The following is a 21975-nucleotide window of genomic DNA, read 5'->3' as shown; positions in this document are numbered from 1 at the left end:
CCGCCGTCGACGCAGTCGGTCACCGACCGGCGCTCGGGTCGGGGGTGAGCGGGGGAGGGGCCCAGCGGTCCAGCCGGGGCCGGGCGGAGGTGACGCCGTACTCGCCCTTGAGCCGCTCCGGGATGGCGTACTGCATCACCCGACCACGCGTCAGCGAGCTGAGTTCGAACACACTGGTGTGGTGGCCCAACCGGTCCAACGCCCAGGCGGCGAGCGGAGACCGGTCCTCCAGGGCCTCCAGGACCCCGAGCAGCGCGGGAGCGGTCCGGATCGCGGAATCCCACAGCGGCGAACGGGGCACCTCCAGCCAGTCGGCGCAGGTGTCCCCGACCAGGTAGCGGATCATGGCGGGCACCACCGGGTCGAAGACGGTCCCCGGCACGACCTCCTCGTACAGGTCGATGAGTTGACGGGTCAGCCGGGCGCCCTCCGGCGAGGGGCCCATGTGGCGGCTCATGTACAGGTCGGAGAAGTGCCGGGCCTGCTCCAGGTTCTCGGGCATGTGGGCGAGGTCGATGCCGAGCATGGCGCCGACCACCCGCCAGGCGTAGAAGTAGGCGTCGGCGCCCTCGTTGGAGAGGTGGATGCCCAGCCGGTGCAGGGCGTCGAGGACCTGGATGGAGAACATCATCTGACCGCCGATCATGTCCTCCTGGCAGATCGGCGTGCCCAGGCGTTCGACGTCCCAGAGGTTCTCCCGCTCCAGGTGGTGGCGGATCGAGGCGTGCAGCAGCCGGACCTTCTGGGCGGCCGGGATGAACCTGCTTCCGGCTTCGAAGGCGCCGGGCTGCATCAGGTAGACCGTGAACTGTCCGGTCTCCGCCATCCTCCGCGAGGGGTACTCCAGGGAATGGGTCGCGCTGAGCAGCTTCGCGATGTGCGGGACGACGTAACAGGCGGGCATCGACGCGAAGGACAGCGCGGTCGAGACGTGCACGTTGTTGTCGATGAAGAACAGCCGCGCCTTCTCCATCTCGCCCCAGTCCACCCAGGACGGCGGCATCGCCGTCGCCTCCAGGTACTCCCGGGCCACGTCGGGCAGTCCCGGGGGCAGGTCCTGCCCCGCGGTGGAGAACCAGCGCATCAGCGTGTTGAACCGGCCCGTCTCCCCACGGGCGAAGAGTTCCGCGACCGTGGCGTCCGCCAGCTCGTCGCCGACCTGCCGCAGGGCGTCGAGCGAACGCTCGGTGTACGGGGGAGGGGGCGACCCGGCCGGTGCGTCCGCAGCAGTGGGGTTCATGGGGTGCTTCCTCTCGGGAACGGAAGGGTGGTGCACGGGAGGGGCGCCGTGGTCAGGACGCGCGGCTCAGACAGTGGTGGGCCAGGTGGTGCAGGGCCTCGGCGGCGTGCGCGGGCAGGAGCCCGGCCCGTTCGCCGGCGGCCAGGGCCTCCGTGGCCGCCGTCGCCCGCGCGGTGATCAGTTCCTCGACCCCGCGGCGGGCCCCGGTGCGTTCCGCGATCGCCCGGAACCGGTCGAGGTCCTCGGGCCCGGTCTCCTCGCGCCGCGTCAACAGGGCCTGGATCTCCTGCTGTTCGGCGTCCGTCGCCGTCCGTCGCATCAACGCCAGCAGGACCGTCGGCTTGCCGCCGCTGAGGTCGTCCAGATTGGACTTGCCCGTGCTGTCGGGCGCGCCGAACACGCCCAGGAGGTCGTCCCGCAACTGGAACGCCTCACCGAGCGGGACACCGTAGGCGCTGAACACCTCCCGCAGCGCGGGGGGCGCACCGCCGAGCAGGGCACCGATGTGCAGCGGGTGCTCGACGGTGTACTTGGCGGTCTTGTACCGGACGATCTTCAGCGAGCCGTCCGGATCGGCGGCGCCGGCGCGGCCCGGGCCACTGCGCAGGACCTCCAGGCACTCCCCGGCGACCAACTCCCGGGCGAGCGTCGCCCACAGGGGGCGGGCCCGGTTGAGATACGCGCTCGGCAGCCCGCAGTCGGTGAACAGCTGGCCCGACCAGGAGATCAGCAGATCACCGGCGAGCAGGGCCAGGGCCCGCCCGGTGGCGCCCCGCCCGGTGCCGCGCGTGAGGCGGTTCCGCGGCGGGGCCAGGGCCCGGTGCGCGGTGGGCACCCCGTGGCGCAGGGCGCTGCGGTCGATGAGGTCGTCGTGGACGACGGCCGCCGCGTGCACCAGTTCCACGCCCGCCGCGGCCCGCACGACGTCGTCCCCGTCCGCGCGCCCCGCCGCCCGCCAACCCCAGTAGCAGAACGCCGCCCGTAGCCGCTTGCCGTGGCCGACGATCGCCCGGAGCTGTTCCCCGAACGGCTTCAACTCCGGGTCCACCGCCTCCAGGAGGGCCGTCTCGCGCCGGGCGAACGTCTCCAACTCGTGGTCGACCCTGGCCTTGAGCGCGCTCAGCGGCACGGACGGGGCGTCCGGGGCGCGCTGCTGCGCACCGGTGGCCCGCCCGGTCGCGGTGACCGTCACCGGCTCGGATGCCCGGGTGCGCGGAACGCGGCGCCCGTCGGTGCGGGCTCCTGCGCCGCCGCACCCGGGTCGTCGGGACCGGTACCGCCTCCACCGGCGCCGTCCGGGCCGGTGCGTTGCCGGGCCCGGAGCGCCAGGAGCTCCAGATGTGCCGGGGCGGACGCGGTGCGCACCGGGTCCAGTCCGCTGTTGCGGCCCCGCGCGAGGAGGTCCCGCCGCACCTCGGCCGTCAGCTCACCCAGATCGGACCTGCCCAGCAGGGCGCGCACCCGACGGAGCGCGTCCTCGGCGCTTTCCAGCACCAGGTCCACCGCTCCCGCCACCAACAGGACCGCCTCGTCGGTGCGCCGTTCAGCGCCGCCCGGCCCACTCCCGTGTTCCTGTGCCATGGTCTCCCCACCCGTGCCTTCGGCCCCGTCGCCCGTTCTCACCGGGCCTCCCCGGGGCTGTTCGGGGACGAGCTTCCCGCGGGCCGTGCCGCTAAGCCGGAAGTCATCCGATCTGCTGTGGAACACCTCAACTCCCGTACACGGCAAGGAATATCTGCTACCAAGCGACCCGCCCCGTACCCCCGGCGCCCCCTCCTGCGTGGCGCACACCACAACGAGCTGCGGGAACTCGGACGCCCGTGCGCACGACTACTGCTCGATGGGCCATTCGGCTACGGGGTCGACCTCGGGGAGGCAGGCGGACATGGGGGCGCTCAGCGCGCAACGGGCGCAGGACGGCGGGACGGACGACCGCGGCGGGGGCAGGGCACTGACCGCCCTGCTGACCGTGGCCATGGCACTGTCCATGCTGCAACTGTTCCTGCTCGGCGTCCTCGGCCCGCGCCTCATGGACGACCTGGGCGTCTCGGCGACGGTGCTGGGCCTCACCACGACGATCGGCTTCGGGACGGCCGCCGTGCTGTCCCCGGTCGGCGGCCGGGTGGTGGACCGCATCGGCCCGCGCCGGGCGTTGGTGGCGCTCCCCCTGATCACCGCCCTCGCCCTCGCCCTGATCGCCTCCGCCCCCGGCGCGGGGCTCCTGCTCGCGGCGGTCGCCCTGGGCGGACTGCCGCAGGCGTTGGCCAACCCGGCGACGAACAAGGCCATCCTCGCGGTCGTGCCGCCCGCCCGACGGGGCGCCACCACCGGACTGAAACAGTCGGGCGTCCAACTCGGCGCCTTCGCCGCCGGGTTGCCGCTCGCCGCGCTGGCCGCTTCGGTGGGCTGGCGCGGCGCGGTGTGGGCCGCGGCCGGCCTGGCCGTGCTCGTCGCCGGCTGGGCGGCGCGCGTCCTGCCGCCCGACCCCCCGCCGCCGACCACGGCGGCGGCCGGACCCGCCCGGTTCCTCCCGCGCGGACACGTCGCCTGGCTCGCGGTGTTCTCGCTCTTCCTCGGCGGCGGCATCGCCTCGGTCAACACCTATGTGACCCTCTTCGGGGACGAGCGGCTCGACCTGGGGCCGACGGCCGCCGGGGCGCTGGTCGCGGTCCTCGGGGTCGCCGGCATCGCGGGCCGCATCGGCTGGTCCAAGGCCGCCCGGCCGGACCGCGCACACTGGCTGCCGGGCGGGCTCGCCCTCGGGTCCGTCGGCGCGGCGCTGCTCCTGGCGGCGTCGGTGCACGCGATGCCCCTGGCGTGGGTGGCGGCGGTGGCCGTCGGAGTGTTCGCGGTCTCCGGCAACGCGGTGTCCATGGTGCTGGTGATGCAGCGCGCCGCTCCGGGACGCGCCGGGCAGGACTCCGCGCTGGTCGCCGCGGGCTTCTTCGCCGGCTTCGCGGTCGGCCCCCCGCTGTTCGGGCCGCTCGCGGAGGCCGGCCACTACGGAGCGGGCTGGCTGCTGGTGGCCGCGGAGTTCGCGATCGCCGCCGGGGTGGCGTACGCCTGGGCGGTGCGCGACGGTCGGACCGTCGCCGGGGCCACCTCGTGAGCGCCCCGGAGCAGGCCCTCGCCCAGGTGCTGGACCGGGTCCTGGTCACCCGGAAGGAAGTCGGGGAGCGCTTCCCGCTGTTCGCCGATCCGGACACCGGGCGGTGGACGACCACCGGCCGGGGATCGTGGACCGGAGGTTTCTGGGCCGGTCTCCTGTGGCTACGGTCCCGTTGGACCGGAGCCGAGGACGACCGTGTCGCGGCGTCGGCCGTCACCCGTCGACTGGCCCCTTGGGCGTCGGCCGACACCGTGACGCGAGGGCTCATCCTCTGGTACGGAACCGCGCTCGCCGCGGGGGACGCGGACGCGGCGGCACTGCGCGAGCGGGCCGCCGGGGCCTGCCTCGCCGCGGTGGACCCGCGGCTCGGGATCGTGCCCTGGGGGGCGGCCCTGGGCGGTGACCGGGAACAGGCCCGGGCGGACGGCGTGCCCGGTACGGTGCAACTGCTGGCGGCCGCGGGGCCCGGGGGCCGGGCGGCGGCCGCCGCGCACCTGCACCGGCACCTGGACCTCTGCGTCGGGGGTCACGGGGGCGCCTCCGGTGCGCTGCTCCGGCCCGCCTGGCGGCACACCGGGGCGGGGTGGGAGCCCTGCGCCGATCCACCGCCCGGGTGGAGCCGGGGCCGCGCCTGGCTCCTGCTGGCGGTCGCCGACGCCCTGGGCCGCCCCGGGGAGGCCGACTGGCGTCCGGACGGGCTGGCCGGGGCGCTGCGCCGACTCCTGACCGACGACGGCGGGCCGCTCGTGCCGCCGGCCGACGACGCCCTGCCCGACGGCCCGCGCGACACTTCGGCCGCGGCGATCACCGCGGTCGCGCTGCTCAAGTTGGCCCGGGTGCCGGGGCAGGAGGCCGAGGGGCACGGAGAGCGTGCCGCGGCGATCCTGGACCGGCTGGTGGCGGACCATCTGAGCGGGACGGGCGGGGAGCGTCCCGTGGGCATGCTGCTCGACGGGTGTTACGACGCGGAGCGCGGCACGGCGGTGCGGCACGAACTCGTCTGGGGCGACTTCTTCTTGGCGCTCGGGCTCGCGGGGCGGTGTGGGCTGGTCGACCTCGACGAGGTCTGAACGTCCCGTTCGCGGTGCGGGTGCGCGGTGGTTGCCCGCGCCGTTCCCCGCGCCCCTTCGGGGCGCTCATCGTGCGCTTTCGGGGCCCCTCTTCCGTTGCGTGGAACGGCGTTTTATGGCCTGCTCGACGGCTCTATACGGTCCGTTCATGGACTGGAGATTTCAGACGGCCGAAAGGCTTGCTGCTGCCCTGCGCGCCGGTGAAGTGACCTCGGCGGAACTGACCGAGGAGACGATCGCGCGGATCGAGCGGGAGGACGGGACGATCAATGCGATCTGCGTGCCCGACTTCGACCGTGCACGAGCCGCCGCCCGCGCTGCTGACCAGGCACGTGCCCGCGGTGCGGACCGGCCGCTGCTCGGCATTCCGGTGACGGTCAAGGAGTCGTACGACATCGCCGGGCTCCCCACGAGTTGGGGCATGCCCTTGCACCGGAACCACCGGCCGGCCGAGGACGCCGTACAGGTGTCGAGGCTCAAGGCCGCGGGCGCGGTGGTGCTCGGCAAGACCAATGTGCCCTTCGGGCTGCAAGACATCCAGAGCTTCAACGAGATCCACGGCACCACCAACAACCCGTGGAACCACGAGCGCACCCCGGGCGGATCCTCCGGGGGCTCGGCGGCGGCCCTGGCGTCCGGATTCGGTGCGCTGTCCATCGGTTCCGACCTCGCCGGTTCACTGCGCACCCCGGCGCACTTCTGCGGCGTCTACGGGCACAAGCCGACGCTCGGACTGGCGGCAACCCGCGGCATGAGCGTGCCGCCGGCACCGCCCCTGCCGACCGAACACGACCTGGCCGTCGTCGGCCCGATGGCGCGCAGTGCCCGCGACCTCGTGCTCCTGCTCGACGTCATGGCCGGACCCGACCCGCTGACGTTCGGCGTGGCGTACGACGTGACGCTGCCACCCCCGCGCCACGAACGACTCCGCGACCACCGGGTCCTGGTCCTCGACGACCATCCGCTGGTTCCGACCGGGGCCGCGGTGCGCGCGGGTGTGGACCGGGTGGCCGACGCGCTCGCCGACGGCGGCGCCCGCGTCGAACGGCACAGCGCGCTGTTGCCCGATCTGACCGAAGCCGCGTTGATCTACACGCAGTTGCTGTTCTCCAGCTCCGTCGCCCGCTTTCCCGTCGAAGCGTACGAGCAGTTGCGGACCCGCGCCGCCGGACTGGGTGCGGACGACCGGAGTCTCGATGCGACGCGGCTGCGCGCCATGGTCTTCAGCCATCACGACTGGATCGAGGCGAACGCACGTCGCGAGCTCCACCGCCACGGCTGGCGGCAGTTCTTCGCCGAGTTCGACGCCGTGGTGTGTCCCGTCACGCCCACTCCCGCGTTCCCGCACGACCACGCACCCGATCCGAGGCAACGCCGGATCGACATCGACGGCGTGGACCACCCGTACTTCGACCAACTCGCCTGGGCCGGTCTGGCCACCATGCCCGGTCTGCCCGCCACCGCCGTGCCCGCGGGCCGGTCCTCCGAGGGCCTGCCGGTGGGGGTGCAGCTCATCGGTCCGATGTTCGAGGACCGAACCCCGCTGCGGCTGGCCGAACTGCTGGAACAGCGGATGGGCGGCTTCCAAGCGCCGGAGTAGGGCCGTCCCCGTCCTCCAGGCGCCGTGGTCCCGTCAGGGAGCGGGTTCGGCTCGGCGGAGGGCGCGGAACACCTCCGGGGTCGTCCATCCGCGCAACGTGGCGTGAACCGTCGAGTGGAAGGCGGCCTCGGCCCTGACGGCGTCCAGGGCCCCGGCCAGTTCGAGGGTCACGAGCCCGTGCAGGGTCCCCCAGATCGACACCGCGATCGACGTCCTTTCCCCGGCGAGGACGGACGCGGCCACGGCCCGGTCGATCGCCGCGAGGAGCGGACGGATCGGGTCCGCGGCACCCACCGCCCCCGACGGGTCGAAGGACTGCACACCACCGAACAGCACCGTGTACAGGTGGCTGTGTCCGCGCCCCCAACGACGGTAGGCGACGGCCAGTGCGTACAGGTCGGCGAGGGGATCCGCGGAGGGGCGCACCGTCGCCAGGTCCTGGAACAGGCCGGCGACGGCCCGGTCGCGCACCGCACCGATCAGTCCGTCCTTGCCGCCGAACAACGAGTACACCGCCGTCGTTGACGCCTCGGCAGCAGCGGCCACGGCGCGGACCGTGACCGACTCCCGCGGACGGGTGGCGAGCAACTCGGTCGCGCACGCCACGAGCCGCTCCCTGACTGCCTCGTCGTTCGTCCTGGGCCTACCCACGACCCGCAGCCTACCGTCTTTGGTAACGTCGTTTTGAAACGGCGTTCTGAAACTGTCGGAGGTTCACCATGCCCACGTCCGCCATGCGTCCGGTCCGCTTCGCCGGACGCTTACTGCTGGCCCTGGTCGCCGTCGCGGCGCTCGTCCTCGTCTTCCTCGCACTGATCGCCCTCACGGACGGGGCGGGCTCGGGGCTCGCCGCATGGCTGACGACCCTCGGCGTGGGGTCCGCACTCGCCGTGTGGCGGGGGCGGCACCGCGCTCGGCCGGCGCGGCTGGTGCCGTTCCTGCCGGTGCTGGTCGCGGCGGCGTTGACGGCATCCGTCTGCGTCCCGACCGTGCCGACGACCCGGCGGTACCCGCCCGCCCTGCCCTTCGTCACCACACAGCACTGGGACCTGGCCACCGGCAGCCGGGTCGCGGTGTACCACTACCCGCCCGCGAACGCCGGCGCCCGGCACCCCGTCCCCCTGGTGTACCTCAACGGCGGACCGGTCCGCGGCATCCCGGTCATCGACCACCGGTTCCTCCAACTCCTGGCGCGCCAGGGCCACGACGTCTACGCCTACGAACAGGCCGGCGGTGGACGGAGCGAGCTGCTCCCCATGGGGCAGTACACGGTCTCCCGGTCGGTCCGTGACCTCGCCGCCTTCGTTGACCGCCTGGACCGGGGCAAGGTGGACGTCCTCGGATTCTCCGCGGGCGGGGTCGTGCTCACCCGGGCCCTGGCCGACCCGCGGGTGGCCGCACGTCTGCACCGGGCGATCATCGCCGAGCCCGGCCCCATGGACGGTCCCACCGCGCGCATCAACGGGCACAAGGGCCGCACCTCCGCACGTGACCTGGCGCCCGCCGTGTCCGGACCGCGCTCGACACGCGTTCCCCGCTACGCCGTGGCGTTCGGCTTCATGCGACTCGGTCTCCTCACCCCCGACACCGGGCTGATCGGACAGGCCGAAGGCGACAACGCGTTCACCGCCGCGGACCTCGGCAGCGACACCGCGTCCGCCTACTGCGCGCGCGACGCGCACCGCATCCCCGTGGAGGACACCGCAGGGAACTTCTCCTTCAGCGCCGCGGCCAGCCTCCGCGTCCAGCAGACGATCAGGGACTCGCCGTCGGTCGCCCCGGGGTTGGGGCGCTCCCGGGTCCCGGCGATGCTGATGATCGCGGAGTGCTCCTCCCAGGTCCGTCAGTGGGCGACCGCGGTCCTCGCCGGTGCTCCCGGCGTCCGGCGCACGCAGTTCATGCCCGGAGTCGGGCACCGCATCTGGAACGGCCTGGACGACAACGACGAACGGGCCGCCTCCGTGGTCACGGCGTTCCTCCGGGACGAGCCGGCGCCCCTGCCGAACCGCCCGACCCGCGAGGAGATCCCCACGTTCCTGCGTGACCGCGAATGATCACTCCGTGCGGGTGCGCGTCGGTTGCCCGCGCAGTTCCCCGCGCCCCTACGGTGCGCTTCCGCCCGCGTGCGCGGCTCCGCACAGGTGCGTCCCGCTGTCGCGCAGTTCCCCGCGCCCCTATCGGGGCACCCCAGCCAGCCCCCGTAGGGGGCAGCCCCCGTAGGGGCGCGAGGAACTGCGCGAGCAACCAGCGCGCACCCGCACGCGACAGCGCACCGCAGGGGGCAGCCCCCGTAGGGGGCGCGGGGAACTGCGCGAGCAACCCCCGCCGCACCCGCAGGGACACCGCGAGCACCCGCTACGGGCCCGCCGGCAGGGCGAACGCGCCGCCGGAACCGAAGGCGAGCCGCCCGAAGTTCGCAGCGATGCGCCCGTGCCCCGCCTCATCGGGATGCACCCGGTCGGGCAACGGCAACTCGACGTGGTCCGCCTCACCGTAGAGTTCACGACCGTCGAGGTAATGCAGGTGAGGATCCTCAGCGCCCCGCTCCGCGACGACCCGAGCGAGCACCTCACGGATGACACCGAGCGTCAACCGCCCCGCAGCGCGTTCGGCCGGGTCGCCCGAAGCCCGGAACCGCACCGTCCCGTCGGCCCCGAAGTCGTACACCAACGGCCCGGGCGTGTCCTCGTGGATCGGGCACAGGACGGGGGAGACGACCAACAGCGGTGTGGTCGGGTGCCCTTCGCGCAGGGTGTCCAGGAAACCGTGGACGGCCGGGGTGAAGGCGCGCAGGCGCATCGCATCGGTGTTGACGAGGTTGATGCCGATCTTGATGCTGATCAGGTCCGCGGGCGTGTCCCGCATCGCGCGGGCGGTGAACGGGTCGAGCAGCGCACTGCCGCCGAACCCCAGGTTGACGAGTTCCACGCCGCCCCGGGCGGCGGCCAGGGCCGGCCAGATGGCGGTCGGACGGGTCGCGTTCGAACCGTGGCTGATGGAGCTGCCGTGGTGCAGCCACACCCGGCGCCCAGCGGCCGGGGCCGGTTCGACGGGGGCGTCGGTGCGCAGCGCGATCAGCTCGGTGACCTCGTTGTGGGGGAGCCAGACCTCGATGTCCTTGGGTCCCGGGGGCAGCCCGGTGAACCGGGCGGTGCCGGGCGGCCCCTCGACCAGTGAGACGGACCCGGTGGCCGGGTCGACCGTGCGCACCCGGCCACCGGGCACCGTGGCCCGACCCGCGGGGCTCCCGTCGACCAGGAGGTCGTAGACGCCGTCCGCGGGCGTCGGGAGCCCCTGGTAGGCGCGTTTGGTGGGGAGGGCGTCCAGCTCGACGGTGGTGGCCCGGGTACGGAACACCAGCCGCACGCCGGACGGTTGGGCCTCGGCGACGGCCAGTTGTTCGTCGGGGATCTGCCGGCGGGCCGCGGCGGGCAGCCGGTGCGGCAACAGTCCGTGCACGGTGTGCTCCACGTCGAGGGCGCCGCGCAGCAGGTCCGCGGTGACGGGGGTGGTGATCAGGTGGTTCTCGTCGTCCATTGACTCGGTCAGCCCGTTCGGTCGCGGTGTCGGGTGAGGGGCGGGGAGCGGCGGCGGCTCAGCAGGCGGCCCGGCTGCGCAGCAGGGTGTCGAGGGAGTCCACGATCCAGGTCCAGGACTGCTGCGGGTCGACGGCGGTGTGGCTGAAGCCGCCACTGGCCTCCAGGCTGATGTAGCCGTGGAAGACGCTGCCCAGCATCCGTACCGCGTGGGTCTCGTCCTCTTCTGCCAGGTCGTAGCCCCGCAGGATCGCCCGTGTCATCTGCGCGTGCCGGACCCCGGCACTGGCCGCCGCCGTCTCGGGATCGAGCCTGAGACGGGCGGCGGCGTAACGGCCGGGGTGCTCCGCGGCGTAACCGCGGTAGGCGTCCGCGAACGCGGCGAGCGCGTCCTTGCCGGCCCGGCCGGCCAGGGCGGCGGCGACCCGGTCGGCGAGTTCTTCGAGTGCGAACAGGGCGATCCGGGTCTTGAGCTCCTGGGAGTTCTTCAGGTGTGAGTACAGACTCGCCACCTTGACGTCGAACTGGCGGGCGAGCGCGGAGACCGTCACCTGGTCGAAGCCGACCTCGTCGGCCAGTTCCGCCCCCGCACGCGTCAGTCGTTCCAGGGTGACCCCTGCTCGAACCATTACCATCCTCCCGTTTGGCGATTGCTCTTATGTATTTGCCTAAAAGGTGTAGGCAAATGAGCCTATCGCTAGGAGGCGGGTCACGCCAGCGGACGGCCTGTCGGGCGGTCCCGTCGTCGAGTGGCCCCGTCGTCCATCGGCGCCGTCGTCGAGCGGCGCCGTCTCAGACGGCTTCCGCGACCCCGACCGTGCCCGCGGTCCCGGCCCCTGTCTCGACCCCGACTGCGGCCTCGACGACGGCCGGTGTGGGCGCGTAGTCGCGCAGTACGCGACGGGCCACCGAGGTGATGTGCAGCTCGTCCGGGCCGTCCAGGATGCGGGCGGCGCGCCCGGTGCGCAGCAGCGCGGGCAGTGCGCTGTCCGGCCCGAGCCCCGCGGCGCCGTGCACCTGGATGGCGGCGTCCGTCACCTGCTGGAGCATCCGGGCCGCCGCCACCTTGGCGAGCCCGACCTCGGTGCGGGCGTCCCGCCCGGCGTCGATCAGCGCCACCGCCTCGTGCACCAGGGGGCGGGTCGTGCGCAGGGCGAGCAGGGCGTCGAACACGTGCTGCTGGACGAGTTGGTGCCCGGCGTGCGGACCCCGTGAGCCGGTCCGGGTGACGGCTCGCTCGCACATCAGGTCGAAGGCCCGCTGGGCTTGGCCCAGCCACCGCAAACATCGTAGGGTGCGCCCGAGTTGGAGCCGTTCACCCGCAATGGTCAGGGCCTGTCCCGGCGCCCCGATCAGATGGTCGGCGGGCACGACGACCCCGTCGAGGGCGATCTCCCCCTGTCCCGCCGCACCGAGCACGGTCAGCTCCCGCACCTTCCGGAAGCCCGGCGCGGTGGTGGGCACCAGGAGCAGTGAGAGGCCGTCGCGGTCGCCCGGTGCGCCGTCGGTGCGGGCGAGGACGGTGACCAGGTCCGCGTGCTGGACCCCGGTGACGAACCACTTGCGCCCGGTGACCCGCCAACTCCCGTCCCCCTGCTGCTCCGCACGCGTACCGGTGCCGAACGGGTCGGTTCCCGGGACCTCCGGCTCCGTCATCGCGTACGAACTGCGCAGTTCCCCGGCCACCAGTCGTTTCAGATAGCGGTCCCGGAGGGCGGGCGCCCCGTGCCGGGTCAGCATGCGCACGTCCAGCAGGGTGGAGGAGCCCAGAGCGGCCGGGCCGTGGTCGCTGGCGCCCTCCGCCTCCGCCCACTGTGCGTACCGGCCGAACGTCAGCCCGCCGCCGCCGAGTTCCTCCGGCAGGGGCAGCGCCCACAGTCCCGACTCCCGGGCCGCCTGGCGCAATTGCGCCAGTGCGGCCGTGGCGGCGGGCCCGCCCGTGTCCAGTACGGGTTCCTGGGGGATCACCTGCATGCGGACGAACCGGTCGATCTCCTCCCGCACGTGGGTCACATCACGGGGGGAATGCGGGTAATTGACGCTTGTACGGTCTTGACTCGCCATGTCTTTCCTCTACCTGCCGGGAACCTTGGGGAACGTCTGTCCGACTGTCTCTCCGTGGAACGGGTCGGGCGCGAGCCCCGCCGAGTTCCCCGCGATCGACACGACCTCGGGCGCGGCCGTCGCCGCGTCCGGAGAGGAGAGACATGGCGCCACGCGTCACCACGAGGGTGGGCAAGCCACTCGACGCGCTCCGCTTCGACACCTCGGGGCCGCCGCAGATCATGGACGTCGTCGCCGACCACCTGCGTCGCCTCGGTGCCCACGCCGACCCCTCCGGGCCGTGGGACACGGCGAGCGGCCGGGTGGTGCTGTCGGGCTCCGGCTTCACCCCGGTCCTCGCCCGCGCGCTGTGGGCCGCACCCGACAGCGGACTCGTCGACGAGGCCACCGTCCAGGCGGCCACCGGAGTGATGGCCGTGCACGGCCGTCGCGACGGGACCCCGCGCGGACTGGCCGTCGACTGGCTGGCCACGGTGACGGGCGTCCTCACCGTCCAAGGGCTCCTCGCCACGCTGCTCGGCCAGGTCCGGGGCGGCACGGCCGACCGGGTCACCACCCGCGCCGACCTGGCCGGCCTGCTCACCGTCTCCCAGTACCTCGCCGCGGCCGACGTGGAGGAGGAGGAAGCCACCGAACTCTCCCCGGGCGGACCCCCGTTCACCTCCGAGGACGGAGTCCTCTTCGAGCTGGAAACCCTGGACCCCGGTGCCTGGGCCACCTTCTGGCGGGCCCTCGAAGCCCCCGGTGACGCGATCCGCGCGGGCTGGCGGCCCTTCCAGTTCCGCTACGCCACCGCCTGCGCGCCCTTCCCGCAGGCCCTGCACGCCACCACCCGGGCCCACGGCTTCGACGGGATACGCAGGGCCGCCGCCCTCGCCGGAGCGGACGTCTGTCGGCTGCGCACCCTCAAGGAACGGGCCGCGGAACACGACGGGGCCGACCCGTGGAAGCTCACCCCGCTCGCAGCGGGCGACCCCCGGGACGGCGGGAGCCCCACCCCCGACCGACCGCTGGCCGGGCTCACCGTGCTGGAGGCGGGCCGCAGGATCCAAGCCCCCCTCACCGCGCACCTGTTGGGCCTCCTGGGCGCCGAGGTCATCCGGATCGAACCCCCGGGCGGCGACCCGCTGCGCGGCATGCCCCCGGCCTGCTCCGGGATCTCCGCCCGCTGGCTCGCCCTCAACCGGGGCAAGCAGGCCGTCGAGATCGACATCAAGGACCCCGCCGACCGGCTCCGGCTGCGGGACCTGGCGTCCCGGGCGGACGTCTTCCTGCACAACTGGGCCCCCGGCAAGGCGGCCCAACTCGGCCTGGAATCCGCCGACCTGAGCCGGGCCAACCCCGCGCTCGTGTACGCGTACACCGGTGGGTGGGCGGACCGCGTCGACGACCCGCCGATGGGCACCGACTTCATGGTCCAGGCCCGGACCGGGGTCGGCGAGGCGGTGCGGCCCCACGGTGAGGCTCCGGCCCCCAGCCTGATGACCCTGCTCGACGTGCTCGGCGGCCTCCAGGGCACCGAAGCGGTCCTCGCCGGACTGCTGATGCGCGAGCGCACCGGTCGGGGCGTGCGCGTGGACTCCTCCCTCCTCGGCGCGGCCGACACCCTGACCGCTCCCGCCCTGCGCCGGGCGGCCGAAGGCGGCGACCCCCGGCAGCCGGAGGGCTTCCGCCGTCCCCTGCCCACCGCGGACGGCTGGGTCGCCCCGAGCGACGACGGTGCAGCCGCCGCGGCCGACCACGACCTGACCGGTCTCACCACGGACGACGCCCTGAACCTGCTGCGCGCACACGGTCTGACCGCCGCGCGGGTCACCACCGACCTCGCCGACCTGCGCGACGACCCCCGCTTCCCCGGCTCGATCGGCCGAGACGCCCACGGTGCCCCCACCGTTCCCGAACCCTGGAGCTTCGCATGAGCATCGAAATGCACGATCTGCTGCCCGCCGAACTCCGCCGGTCCTGGGCGACCGACGGGACGACACCCGACCTCGATCTGTACAGCCTCTTCCGGGCCCGGATGATCGCCGACCCGCACCGCACCGCCGTCATCGACGGCAAGGGAAAGTTCTGTTACACCGCGCTGGACCGCAAGGTGCGATGTCTGGCCGCCGGCCTCAGAGACCTGGGCATAGGCCCGGGCGACGTGGTCGGCGTCCAGTTGCCCAACCACCGCACCGCGGTCATCGCCGACCTGGCGCTCGCCGCCCTCGGCGCGGTGGCCCTGCCCTTCCCGGTGGGCCGGGGCAGCCGTGAGGCGGAGTCCCTGCTGCGGCGCGCGCAGGCCGTGGCCGTGATCGCCGCCACCGAGCACCGGGGCGCCCGGCACGCCGCGGACCTGCACGCCCTCGCCGCCGAACTCCCCGGCCTGCGCCACGTCATCGCCGCGGGAACGGGCACCGCCCCCGAGGGGACGATCCCCCTGTCACAGCTGACCCGGTTCGACGCCACCGGCTTCGTCCCGTACCGGCCCGACCCCGACAGCGCGGCCCGCATCCTGGTCTCGTCCGGTTCCGAGGCCGAGCCCAAGATGATCGCCTACTCGGCCAACGCCCTCGCGGGCGGGCGCGGGAACTTCCTCGCCTCGCTCATCCCCGGTGACATCCCGCCGCGCTGCCTGTTCCTGGTGCCGCTGGCCTCCGCCTTCGGCTCCAACGGCACCGCCGTCACCCTCGCCCGCCACGGCGGCACCCTGGTCCTGATGGACCACTTCACCCCCGAGGCCGCCCTCGCGGCGATCCGGGAGCACCAGCCGACGCACGTGCTCGGCGTCCCCACCATCGTCCGGATGATGCTCGACCGCCTGGAGGGCGAGACGGCCGGGGACCCGCTGCCCGCGCCGACGGCGCTCATCCTCGGCGGCGCCCCGCTCGACGAGCCGACCGCCGCCGCGGCGGCCGAGGCGTTCGGCTGCGCGGTCGTCAACCTCTACGGTTCCGCGGACGGCGTCAACTGCCACACCGGTCTGGCGCAGCGCACCCCGCCCACCAACGCCTCGGGCGTGGTCGCCGGGCGCCCCGACCCCCGGGTCGCCGACATCCACGTCACGGACCCCGACACCCACGAGCCGCTGCCGGACGGCTCGACCGGGGAGATCGTCGCCCGTGGGCCGATGACCCCGCTGTGCTACGTGGGGTCGCCGGAGCTGAACGCCCGCTACCGCACCGCCGACGGCTGGGTGCGCACCGGTGACCTCGGCTTCCTGGACGAACAGGGCGTGCTGCACGTCGTCGGACGGCTGAAGGACGTCGTCATCCGGGGCGGCGCCAACATCAGCCCCGCCGAGGTCGAACGCGAACTGCACTCCCACCCGCAGGTGCGTGACGTGGTGTGCGTGGGCGTGCCCGATCCGCTGATGGGCGAGCGCCTCGCGGTGTGCGTGGTGCCCCGCCCGGGCCAGCACCCCACCCTCGACTCCCTCACCGACCACCTGGCCCGGTTGGACGTCGACAAGCGCAAGTTCCCCGAGCGGCTGCTCGTCGTCGAGGAACTGCCGCTGACCCCGGCCGGCAAACCCGACCGGGCGGCCCTGCGCGAGCGCGCCAGCATCGGCGCCTCGGCGGTCCGTTCGAGCCCGCCCCTGGTCCGCGCCGGCTGACCCGGACGGCTCCCCCCCTCCCCCCACTCCGCCGCACCCGGCCGCGCAGACGCGCGCGGCCGGGTGCGGCCGTTGCGGCTCAGGAGGCGTCCACGGCCTTCTTCCACTCGGCCGCCGCGTCCCGGTACACCTGCAACAGGTCGAGGTCCCCGTCCGGGTAGTTGGCGATGTCCACCTGACGCGCCCCCGAGCCGGGCAGCACCTCACCGCTGGACATGTGGGCGTTGCCGAGCACCAGATCGGGCTTCTCGGCCGACAGGGCGGCGAGCTGCTTCGGGGACACCGCCTCGGGCCCGTACGTGCCGACCGTGTCGGCGCCGGCCATCTTCGCCGCCCAGGTGGTGAACACCTGGCTGACCACGGTCGGCCGCTTCCCGCCCGGCCAGCCGGCCTTGAGGTCCTTGCCGAGCCGGGCGTACTCGGTGTCGAACTCCTTGTTCCAGGTGGCGCCCGCGCCCTCGGTGCCGAACAGCCCGGCCAGCCGCTCGACCTCGGCCCGCACCTTGGTCGCGTCGTTGTCGAGTCCCACCTCGATGAGCTTGGCCCCGGACCCCGCGGCCTCCTTGATCTTCTCCGCGTACGGCTCGAAGGCCGCGTACAGCACGAAGTCCGCCGAGGCGACCGTCGTCAGGTCCGAGGGCTTGGGGTCGTAGTCGGGCGCGTGGCCCACCGAGTGGGGCACCAGCACCTTGACGTCCTCGGCACCGGCCGCCTTGGCGAAGGCGCCCTCCCAGGTGGTGGTCGCCACCACCTTCACGCCGTCCCCACCGCCCCCACCGCTCCCGTCGGCCTCGGAGTCCTCGCCGCAGCCGGTGACCAGGGCGAGGACGGCACTCAGCGCGAGCAGGGGGCTCAGGACGCGGAAGGCCCTGCCGGAACGGACGGCACCGCCGACGCGTTCGGGGCTCCCGGCACCGGCAGCACCGACTTCTCGGGCGGCGAGGGCACCGGGGCCTGCGTGGCCTGCGGGGTCTGCGTGTGCTGCGGGGGTACGGACTCGGGTGAGCGCCATGAGCGGCTGCTCCGTTCGGGTAGGAGTTGGACGGCGAGGACGACGGCCCCCGCGGTCAGGACGAGGACGGGGCCGGGAGGCCAGTCCAGCCAGAGGGCCACGAGGAACCCCGTCACGTTGACGGTGACGCCGATCGCCATCGCCCACAGCACGATCGACTTCAGGGACCTGCCCAGCCGGTGCGCGGCGAGTGCGGGCAACAGGGTGAGCGCGTCGACCAGCAGGGCGCCGGTGAGGGTGATCGCGCCGGCGACCGACACCGCCACCAGGACCAGCAGGACCAAGGTCAGGGACCCCACCGGGACCCCCGAGCACTGGGCGAGTTCCCGGTCGTGGAGCAGCAGCGCCAGGTCCCTGCGGCGCCACCAGAACAGGGCGGGGACCACCACGGCGAGCGAGCCGAGGACGACCAGGTCGATCGTGCCCACGGACAGGATGGAACCCCAGAGCAGACTGAAGGCGCCGGAGGCGTTGACACCGGAGACGGAGAGCAGCAGCAGGGCCGCCGCGATCGCCAGGCTCATCAACAGGCCCATCGCCCCGGACAGCCCGCTCGGTGTGCGGGCCAGCGGGGTCACCGCCGCACCCGACAGGGCGCAGGCCACCAGGGCGCACACCAGGGGGTCGAGTCCGGTCATCAGCCCGACGGCGATGCCGAGCAGTGCGACGTGCATCATCGCGAACCGCACCGGCATGATGTCGAGGCCCACGATGACCACGCCGATCACCGGCAGCCCGACGGACGCCAACAACAGCGCGAACCCGGCCCGCTGCACGGGGACCAGTTGGAGCAGGGCGCCCACGTCGGCAGCGAGGTTCACCGGACCTCCCGCAGCTGTCCGGCCGCCATCTCCAACACCCGGTCGCAGCGCGCGGCCAGGGTCCGGTCATGGGTCACCACGACCAGCGTCACGGGCAGCGAGGTGAGGACCTCCGCGGCCTCTTCCTGACCGTCGAAGTCGAGGGCCGCGGTGGGTTCGTCGGCCAGCAGCACCTGGGCGCCGGCCGCCACGCATCCGATGGCCCGGGCCAGGTACATGCGCTGCAACTGACCGCCCGACAGGGTGTGCAGGGGGCGCCCGACGAGTGCGCCGACGCCGAGCCGACGGGCACCGTCCGCGGCGTCGGCGGGGGCTTCGCTGCTGGCCAGGAGTTCCTCGCCGAGCAGGGGGAAACGGCCGGCGGCGGGCTTCTGCGGGATCCAGGCGCAGGTGCGTCGACGCCAACTCCAGTCGGCCGCCGTCCGGGTGCTCCGCCCACCGACCAGGACCGTTCCGCTCACCTGGCGGTGCAGCCCGAGGACGGCCCGCAACAGGGTCGTCTTCCCCGAACCGTTCGTCCCGGTCAGTGCCACGCGTTCACCTGCCGCGATCTCCAGATCGACGCCCGTCACCGCCTCGACGCGGCCGTGACGGCATGTCACCTTTTGCATGCGCACATCAAGTCCGCCCATCCTCTGCCCTTTCACGTTCCCCACCCGGGGTGGGGAGGACTTCGCCACACTCACCCGCAGTAGTCGGATCGCCGGGGAGGGAAGTTCCCGCCAACCGGCGAAAAATCTCTTCGGTGATCGTCCAACGGCCCGTGCGCCGTTGGGTCACGCCCGCCCCCACCCGGCCGTTCGGGGGGCGCGCCGGGGCCTGAACGCGACCTCCGGATGTTCGTCACGCCCGGCCGGGCGCTACTGAACGTGATCACGCCCGATCCGAGAGCGACCTCGTCGACGGGCCCGTCGGCATGCCTTCCGGCGCCGCGGTGCACGGCCTCGGCCGTCCGCGGACACCAACGAGCCCCCCGCGCCGCCCGGTTCCGGGGCGGGTCGGACCCACGACGGCCGGCCGGCCCGGTCGACGGTCAGCGGGTCAGCGCGTCAGCGGGCGTCGGCTCCGGGTGTCGTGCGACAAGGGGGAAGCGCCCCGCAGCCGCATTCCGTTGCCCACCACCAGCAACGTGCTGACCGCCATCGCAGCCGTGGCGACCACCGGATGGAGCAGCCCCAACGCCGCCGCGGGCACCGTGGCGACCGTATGGCCGAACGCCCAGACCAGATTGGTCTGGATCGCGGCGTGCGCGTCCCGCACGAGGCGCACCGCGTCCGGCACCGTCTCGATCCCGCCGCCGGGCAGCGTGACGTGGGCGGGGCCGTCCGCGCCGGTGGAGGCCCCGGTCGAGGTCCCGGTGTCGCCCAGCGCGATGCCCAGGTCCGCCGCCCGCAACGCGTCCGCGTCCCGCGTCGGGTCACCGACGAAGGCGACCCGGCACCCGTCGGACCGGAGCCCTCGTACCAGTTCGGCCCTGTCCGCGGCGGAACACCCGGAGTGCACCGTGGTGATGCCGAGGTCCGCGGCCGTCCTGCGCGCGACCTCCGCGTCCTCCCCGGTGACCAGCACCGGTTCCATGCCGAGGCGCCGCAACCGGTCGACCGCCCGGAAGCTCCCCGACCGCACCGACGTCCCGGCGCCCTCCGCGGCCGGGCCCGGCTCGTCGGTGAGCACCCCGCTCGCGTCCAGGACGACCGTGTCCACGTCCCGCAGTGACTCCAGGTCGACCGGGTCCCGCAGGACGACCTCCAGACGGACCGCCCGGTCGGTCGCCGCCAACAGCGCCACCGGCCCCGCCAGGGCCAGCGCGGACGGGCAGCCCACCACCAACACCGCCACCGCCGCGGCGATCGCCTCCTCGGCGTCCGCCCCGCTCCCGAGCCAGAAGCCCAGCGTGCCCGTCGCCAGGGCCAGCACCACGGGCACCAGGACCCGGGCCACCCGTTCCGCCAGCCGCGGTACGGAGTCCGCTGCGTCCCCGCGGGGCGGCTGCGCCGCGCCGCCCCGGGCCCGCTCCTCCAGGAGCCGCCCGGACAGTGCGGCCAGCGGCACCCCCACGGTCACCGCGAGGTACAGCGCCGCGGTGCGCCCGTCCTCGGGGGGCGCGAGGGCGAACGGCACCCGGGTGTCCGGCCGTCCGGCACCGCCCAGGAACAGTGCGTACGCCGACCAGCCGAAGGAGGCGACCACGGCCAGCGACACCAGGGCGTCCAGCGCGGCCACCGACCGTCGCGACGCGCGCACCGCGGCCAGGTGGAACGGCGCGGCTCCCCAGGCGGCCACGGGTGCGGCGAGCACGAAGCACAGCCACTGCCAGTTCCGGAACTGGAGGACGGGCAGCATCGTCATGAGCAGGACCGGCACCGACAACCACACCGTGACCAACAGCCGTTGCTGCTCGACCTCCGCCGGGTCCGGCCGACCCGGACCGGCCGGACCGGACCGGTCACGGGGCAACTCGGCCGTGTACCCCAGGCGTTCGACGGCGGTCATCAGATCGGCGGGCGTGACCTCCGGGGGATGGGAGATCCGCGCCCGCCCGGTGGCCAGGTTCACCGTGGCACTGACCCCGTCCAGCTTCGCGAGGCGCTTCTCCACCCGGCCCACGCACGCGGCGCAGGTCATCCCGCCGACGATCAGGACGGTGGTGCCCGGCGCCGGGGCGGTGGTGCCCGCCGCCATCAGTGCCCGCCGGAGTGGGGGTCGCCGTACGGGTCGGAGCCGTCGTCGGTCGGGGTGGGCACCTCGCCGTAGGGGTCACCGCCGCCCGGACCGGTTTCGACCCCGCCGGAGCCGGCCGGCTCCTCGTCGTGCGTACCGGAGTCGTCGGAGTGGACCCAGGGAGCGACGGGGCCCACCACGGATCCGACGGCGTACGAGGCGGTGAACACCGCGCCGAGCAGCATCAGGAACGCGAGGAGCTTCCGTGGGGGCACCCAACCGCGGGGGCGCTCCGAGGAACGGGGGTCGGCCATCGCCACTCCAGGGACGGGACCGCACCCGGGTCGGCACGGTGCGGTGACAGGGACATGTGGGGGGAGAGAGCTGGGGACGTGCGGGGGAGAGGGGAACGGGGCCGGTGCGCCGTGCGCACGGACCGCCCGCACATGCTGGCACGGCCGGGGACCGGAAGCCGCCCGGTGCCGCCCTTTCCCGGGCGTGACGATTGTCGCCGGCCGCTCCGGGAACCCACGGGCCCGTCGCAGCGACCACCTGGAGATGGGGCCTGGTTCCCCGTCGCCTCCTGCGCACCCTCTCCCGCGTTCCTTCCCCGCTCCCTCTGCCCTCTCCGTGCGCGCCCTGTGATGGTGCCCGCGCTGCACCCGGAAACTCCGTCCCTTTCCGGTCGACTTGGCGCGAGCAATCCCGAAGCAATTGGTCTGTACCAGAGTGGTGTCGGAGTGTCAGGGCGCGGAGTGGTGGCCGGTGGGGGAGTCCGGGGCTCCGGTTCCGTTCCTCCGTGGGCGGTCGGCTTCGGTGCCCACTGGCCTGCCCGGAGGGTCGCGCGTCCGGGTCCGGGACTCCTTCCGGCCGTGGAGCTGACGGGGTGGTGGAATCGTCCGTTCCGTTTCGATCGGCCCGCGCCGCGCTGCGGTGGTGGGGGTACCCGACCGTCCGGGCGGGTGTGCGGGGGCGAACGGAGCGGGTCGGGGGTGGCCGGAACGGGCCGGTGTGCCCGAGGGGTCGTCACGAACCCTTCGCACGGTGTTCATCTAGTGGTGGACGTGTCGCCGGAGTCCAGGAATCGACACCGTGCCGACACGACTGGTTCGCACGCCCGCAGTGCTGGCGCTGTGTCATGTCCTCATGGAAAAAGGCGAGGTGGGCTCTCTGACGGTCCGTTCGACCCTGCGGTCACCGCGGTGCGGGGTGCGTGTGCGAGGGAGGGTGGTCCACCTTCCCGCACCCCTCGGACCGGACTGCG

18 protein-coding genes are annotated in these 21975 nt (G+C 73.8%); 6 read left to right on the top strand and 12 right to left on the bottom strand.

The annotated features are described in order from the left end of the window. Positions 1–19: 19 nt before the first annotated feature. From ACFYOU_RS15145 to ACFYOU_RS15135, 3 genes are read right to left on the bottom strand one after another with little or no spacing between them, the layout of a single operon-like run. Positions 20–1240 (bottom strand): oxygenase MpaB family protein, encoded by a 1221-nt coding sequence (locus tag ACFYOU_RS15145; RefSeq protein WP_391305972.1) that lies wholly within the window; start codon positions 1238–1240, stop codon positions 20–22. Positions 1241–1292: 52 nt separating this feature from the next. Continuing rightward, the gene (locus ACFYOU_RS15140) at positions 1293–2432 is read right to left on the bottom strand and encodes a polyprenyl synthetase family protein (protein WP_391305970.1); all 1140 of its coding nucleotides are present in this window, start codon (positions 2430–2432) and stop codon (positions 1293–1295) included. After that, on the bottom strand, positions 2429–2821 hold the full coding sequence (locus tag ACFYOU_RS15135) for a hypothetical protein (RefSeq protein ID WP_391305969.1): 393 nt from the start codon (positions 2819–2821) through the stop codon (positions 2429–2431). The genes ACFYOU_RS15140 and ACFYOU_RS15135 overlap by 4 nt, the downstream gene beginning before the upstream one ends. A 304-nt stretch (positions 2822–3125) precedes the next feature. Here ACFYOU_RS15135 and ACFYOU_RS15130 point away from each other — a divergent pair, with 304 nt between their 5' ends. The 3 genes from ACFYOU_RS15130 to ACFYOU_RS15120 all read left to right on the top strand — a co-directional run bounded on the left by ACFYOU_RS15130 (position 3126) and on the right by ACFYOU_RS15120 (position 7019). Beyond that, on the top strand, positions 3126–4349 hold the full coding sequence (locus ACFYOU_RS15130; protein ID WP_391305967.1) for an MFS transporter: 1224 nt from the start codon (positions 3126–3128) through the stop codon (positions 4347–4349). Further along, complete coding sequence (locus tag ACFYOU_RS15125) at positions 4346–5419, top strand: sugar ABC transporter permease (protein WP_391305966.1); 1074 nt, start codon at positions 4346–4348, stop codon at positions 5417–5419. The genes ACFYOU_RS15130 and ACFYOU_RS15125 overlap by 4 nt, the downstream gene beginning before the upstream one ends. Positions 5420–5567: 148 nt before the next feature. After that, a complete protein-coding gene (locus ACFYOU_RS15120; protein WP_391305964.1) occupies positions 5568–7019 on the top strand; it encodes an amidase in 1452 nt (483 codons plus the stop codon). Positions 7020–7052: 33 nt separating this feature from the next. Here ACFYOU_RS15120 and ACFYOU_RS15115 read toward each other — a convergent pair whose 3' ends face one another. Beyond that, positions 7053–7670, bottom strand: coding sequence for a WHG domain-containing protein (locus ACFYOU_RS15115; protein ID WP_391305963.1), 618 nt, complete (start codon positions 7668–7670; stop codon positions 7053–7055). A gap of 68 nt (positions 7671–7738) precedes the next feature. On the opposite strand from ACFYOU_RS15115, the gene ACFYOU_RS15110 reads away from it, so the two are divergent. Next, complete coding sequence (locus ACFYOU_RS15110; RefSeq protein WP_391305961.1) at positions 7739–9073, top strand: alpha/beta fold hydrolase; 1335 nt, start codon at positions 7739–7741, stop codon at positions 9071–9073. A 301-nt stretch (positions 9074–9374) separates the two neighbouring features. Here ACFYOU_RS15110 and ACFYOU_RS15105 read toward each other — a convergent pair whose 3' ends face one another. The 3 genes from ACFYOU_RS15105 to ACFYOU_RS15095 form a co-directional block, all read right to left on the bottom strand. Further along, positions 9375–10556 carry a GDSL-type esterase/lipase family protein gene (locus ACFYOU_RS15105; protein ID WP_391305960.1) on the bottom strand — a complete coding sequence of 394 codons (1182 nt, stop codon included), beginning with the start codon at positions 10554–10556 and terminating at the stop codon, positions 9375–9377. A 58-nt stretch (positions 10557–10614) separates the two neighbouring features. Continuing rightward, on the bottom strand, positions 10615–11184 hold the full coding sequence (locus tag ACFYOU_RS15100; protein WP_391305958.1) for a WHG domain-containing protein: 570 nt from the start codon (positions 11182–11184) through the stop codon (positions 10615–10617). Positions 11185–11347: 163 nt separating this feature from the next. Beyond that, the gene (locus tag ACFYOU_RS15095; protein ID WP_391305957.1) at positions 11348–12568 is read right to left on the bottom strand and encodes an acyl-CoA dehydrogenase family protein; all 1221 of its coding nucleotides are present in this window, start codon (positions 12566–12568) and stop codon (positions 11348–11350) included. A 194-nt stretch (positions 12569–12762) separates the two neighbouring features. Between ACFYOU_RS15095 and ACFYOU_RS15090 the strand changes: the two genes are divergently transcribed. Together ACFYOU_RS15090 and ACFYOU_RS15085 are read left to right on the top strand one after the other, a co-directional pair. Then, entirely contained in the window at positions 12763–14538 is a 1776-nt protein-coding gene (locus ACFYOU_RS15090) for a CoA transferase (RefSeq protein ID WP_391305955.1), read from the top strand. Then, entirely contained in the window at positions 14535–16217 is a 1683-nt protein-coding gene (locus tag ACFYOU_RS15085) for an AMP-binding protein (protein ID WP_391305953.1), read from the top strand. The genes ACFYOU_RS15090 and ACFYOU_RS15085 overlap by 4 nt, the downstream gene beginning before the upstream one ends. A gap of 79 nt (positions 16218–16296) precedes the next feature. Here ACFYOU_RS15085 and ACFYOU_RS15080 read toward each other — a convergent pair whose 3' ends face one another. From ACFYOU_RS15080 to ACFYOU_RS15060, 5 genes are all read right to left on the bottom strand, one after another. Next, complete coding sequence (locus tag ACFYOU_RS15080; RefSeq protein WP_391306315.1) at positions 16297–17073, bottom strand: ABC transporter substrate-binding protein; 777 nt, start codon at positions 17071–17073, stop codon at positions 16297–16299. Then, the gene (locus tag ACFYOU_RS15075; RefSeq protein ID WP_391305951.1) at positions 17070–18050 is read right to left on the bottom strand and encodes a metal ABC transporter permease; all 981 of its coding nucleotides are present in this window, start codon (positions 18048–18050) and stop codon (positions 17070–17072) included. The genes ACFYOU_RS15080 and ACFYOU_RS15075 overlap by 4 nt, the downstream gene beginning before the upstream one ends. Then, entirely contained in the window at positions 18047–18682 is a 636-nt protein-coding gene (locus tag ACFYOU_RS15070) for an ATP-binding cassette domain-containing protein (RefSeq protein ID WP_391305950.1), read from the bottom strand. Before ACFYOU_RS15070 ends, ACFYOU_RS15075 begins: the two co-directional genes overlap by 4 nt. A 409-nt stretch (positions 18683–19091) precedes the next feature. Next, positions 19092–20732 carry a cation transporter gene (locus ACFYOU_RS15065; RefSeq protein ID WP_391305949.1) on the bottom strand — a complete coding sequence of 547 codons (1641 nt, stop codon included), beginning with the start codon at positions 20730–20732 and terminating at the stop codon, positions 19092–19094. Then, positions 20732–21025 carry a hypothetical protein gene (locus ACFYOU_RS15060; RefSeq protein WP_391305946.1) on the bottom strand — a complete coding sequence of 98 codons (294 nt, stop codon included), beginning with the start codon at positions 21023–21025 and terminating at the stop codon, positions 20732–20734. Before ACFYOU_RS15060 ends, ACFYOU_RS15065 begins: the two co-directional genes overlap by 1 nt. Between the last annotated feature and the right edge of the window lie 950 nt (positions 21026–21975).

It is taken from the genome of Streptomyces sp. NPDC005955, assembly GCF_042871255.1.
Lineage (GTDB): Bacteria > Actinomycetota > Actinomycetes > Streptomycetales > Streptomycetaceae > Streptomyces.
The sequence above is the reverse complement of the archived record's forward strand: the minus strand, read 5'-3'. Positions and strand labels throughout refer to the sequence as shown.

Excerpts from the sequence above, each read along its gene's own strand:
- ACFYOU_RS15105 (WP_391305960.1), bottom strand. The coding sequence starts at position 10,556 with ATGGACGACGAGAACCACCTGATCACCACCCCCGTCACCGCGGACCTG.
- ACFYOU_RS15100 (WP_391305958.1), bottom strand. The coding sequence starts at position 11,184 with ATGGTTCGAGCAGGGGTCACCCTGGAACGACTGACGCGTGCGGGGGCG.
- ACFYOU_RS15070 (WP_391305950.1), bottom strand. The coding sequence starts at position 18,682 with ATGGGCGGACTTGATGTGCGCATGCAAAAGGTGACATGCCGTCACGGC.
- ACFYOU_RS15130 (WP_391305967.1), top strand. The coding sequence starts at position 3,126 with ATGGGGGCGCTCAGCGCGCAACGGGCGCAGGACGGCGGGACGGACGAC.
- ACFYOU_RS15085 (WP_391305953.1), top strand. The coding sequence starts at position 14,535 with ATGAGCATCGAAATGCACGATCTGCTGCCCGCCGAACTCCGCCGGTCC.
- ACFYOU_RS15090 (WP_391305955.1), top strand. The coding sequence starts at position 12,763 with ATGGCGCCACGCGTCACCACGAGGGTGGGCAAGCCACTCGACGCGCTC.
- ACFYOU_RS15065 (WP_391305949.1), bottom strand. The coding sequence starts at position 20,732 with ATGGCGGCGGGCACCACCGCCCCGGCGCCGGGCACCACCGTCCTGATC.
- ACFYOU_RS15145 (WP_391305972.1), bottom strand. The coding sequence starts at position 1,240 with ATGAACCCCACTGCTGCGGACGCACCGGCCGGGTCGCCCCCTCCCCCG.
- ACFYOU_RS15120 (WP_391305964.1), top strand. The coding sequence starts at position 5,568 with ATGGACTGGAGATTTCAGACGGCCGAAAGGCTTGCTGCTGCCCTGCGC.
- ACFYOU_RS15110 (WP_391305961.1), top strand. The coding sequence starts at position 7,739 with ATGCCCACGTCCGCCATGCGTCCGGTCCGCTTCGCCGGACGCTTACTG.
- ACFYOU_RS15135 (WP_391305969.1), bottom strand. The coding sequence starts at position 2,821 with ATGGCACAGGAACACGGGAGTGGGCCGGGCGGCGCTGAACGGCGCACC.
- ACFYOU_RS15060 (WP_391305946.1), bottom strand. The coding sequence starts at position 21,025 with ATGGCCGACCCCCGTTCCTCGGAGCGCCCCCGCGGTTGGGTGCCCCCA.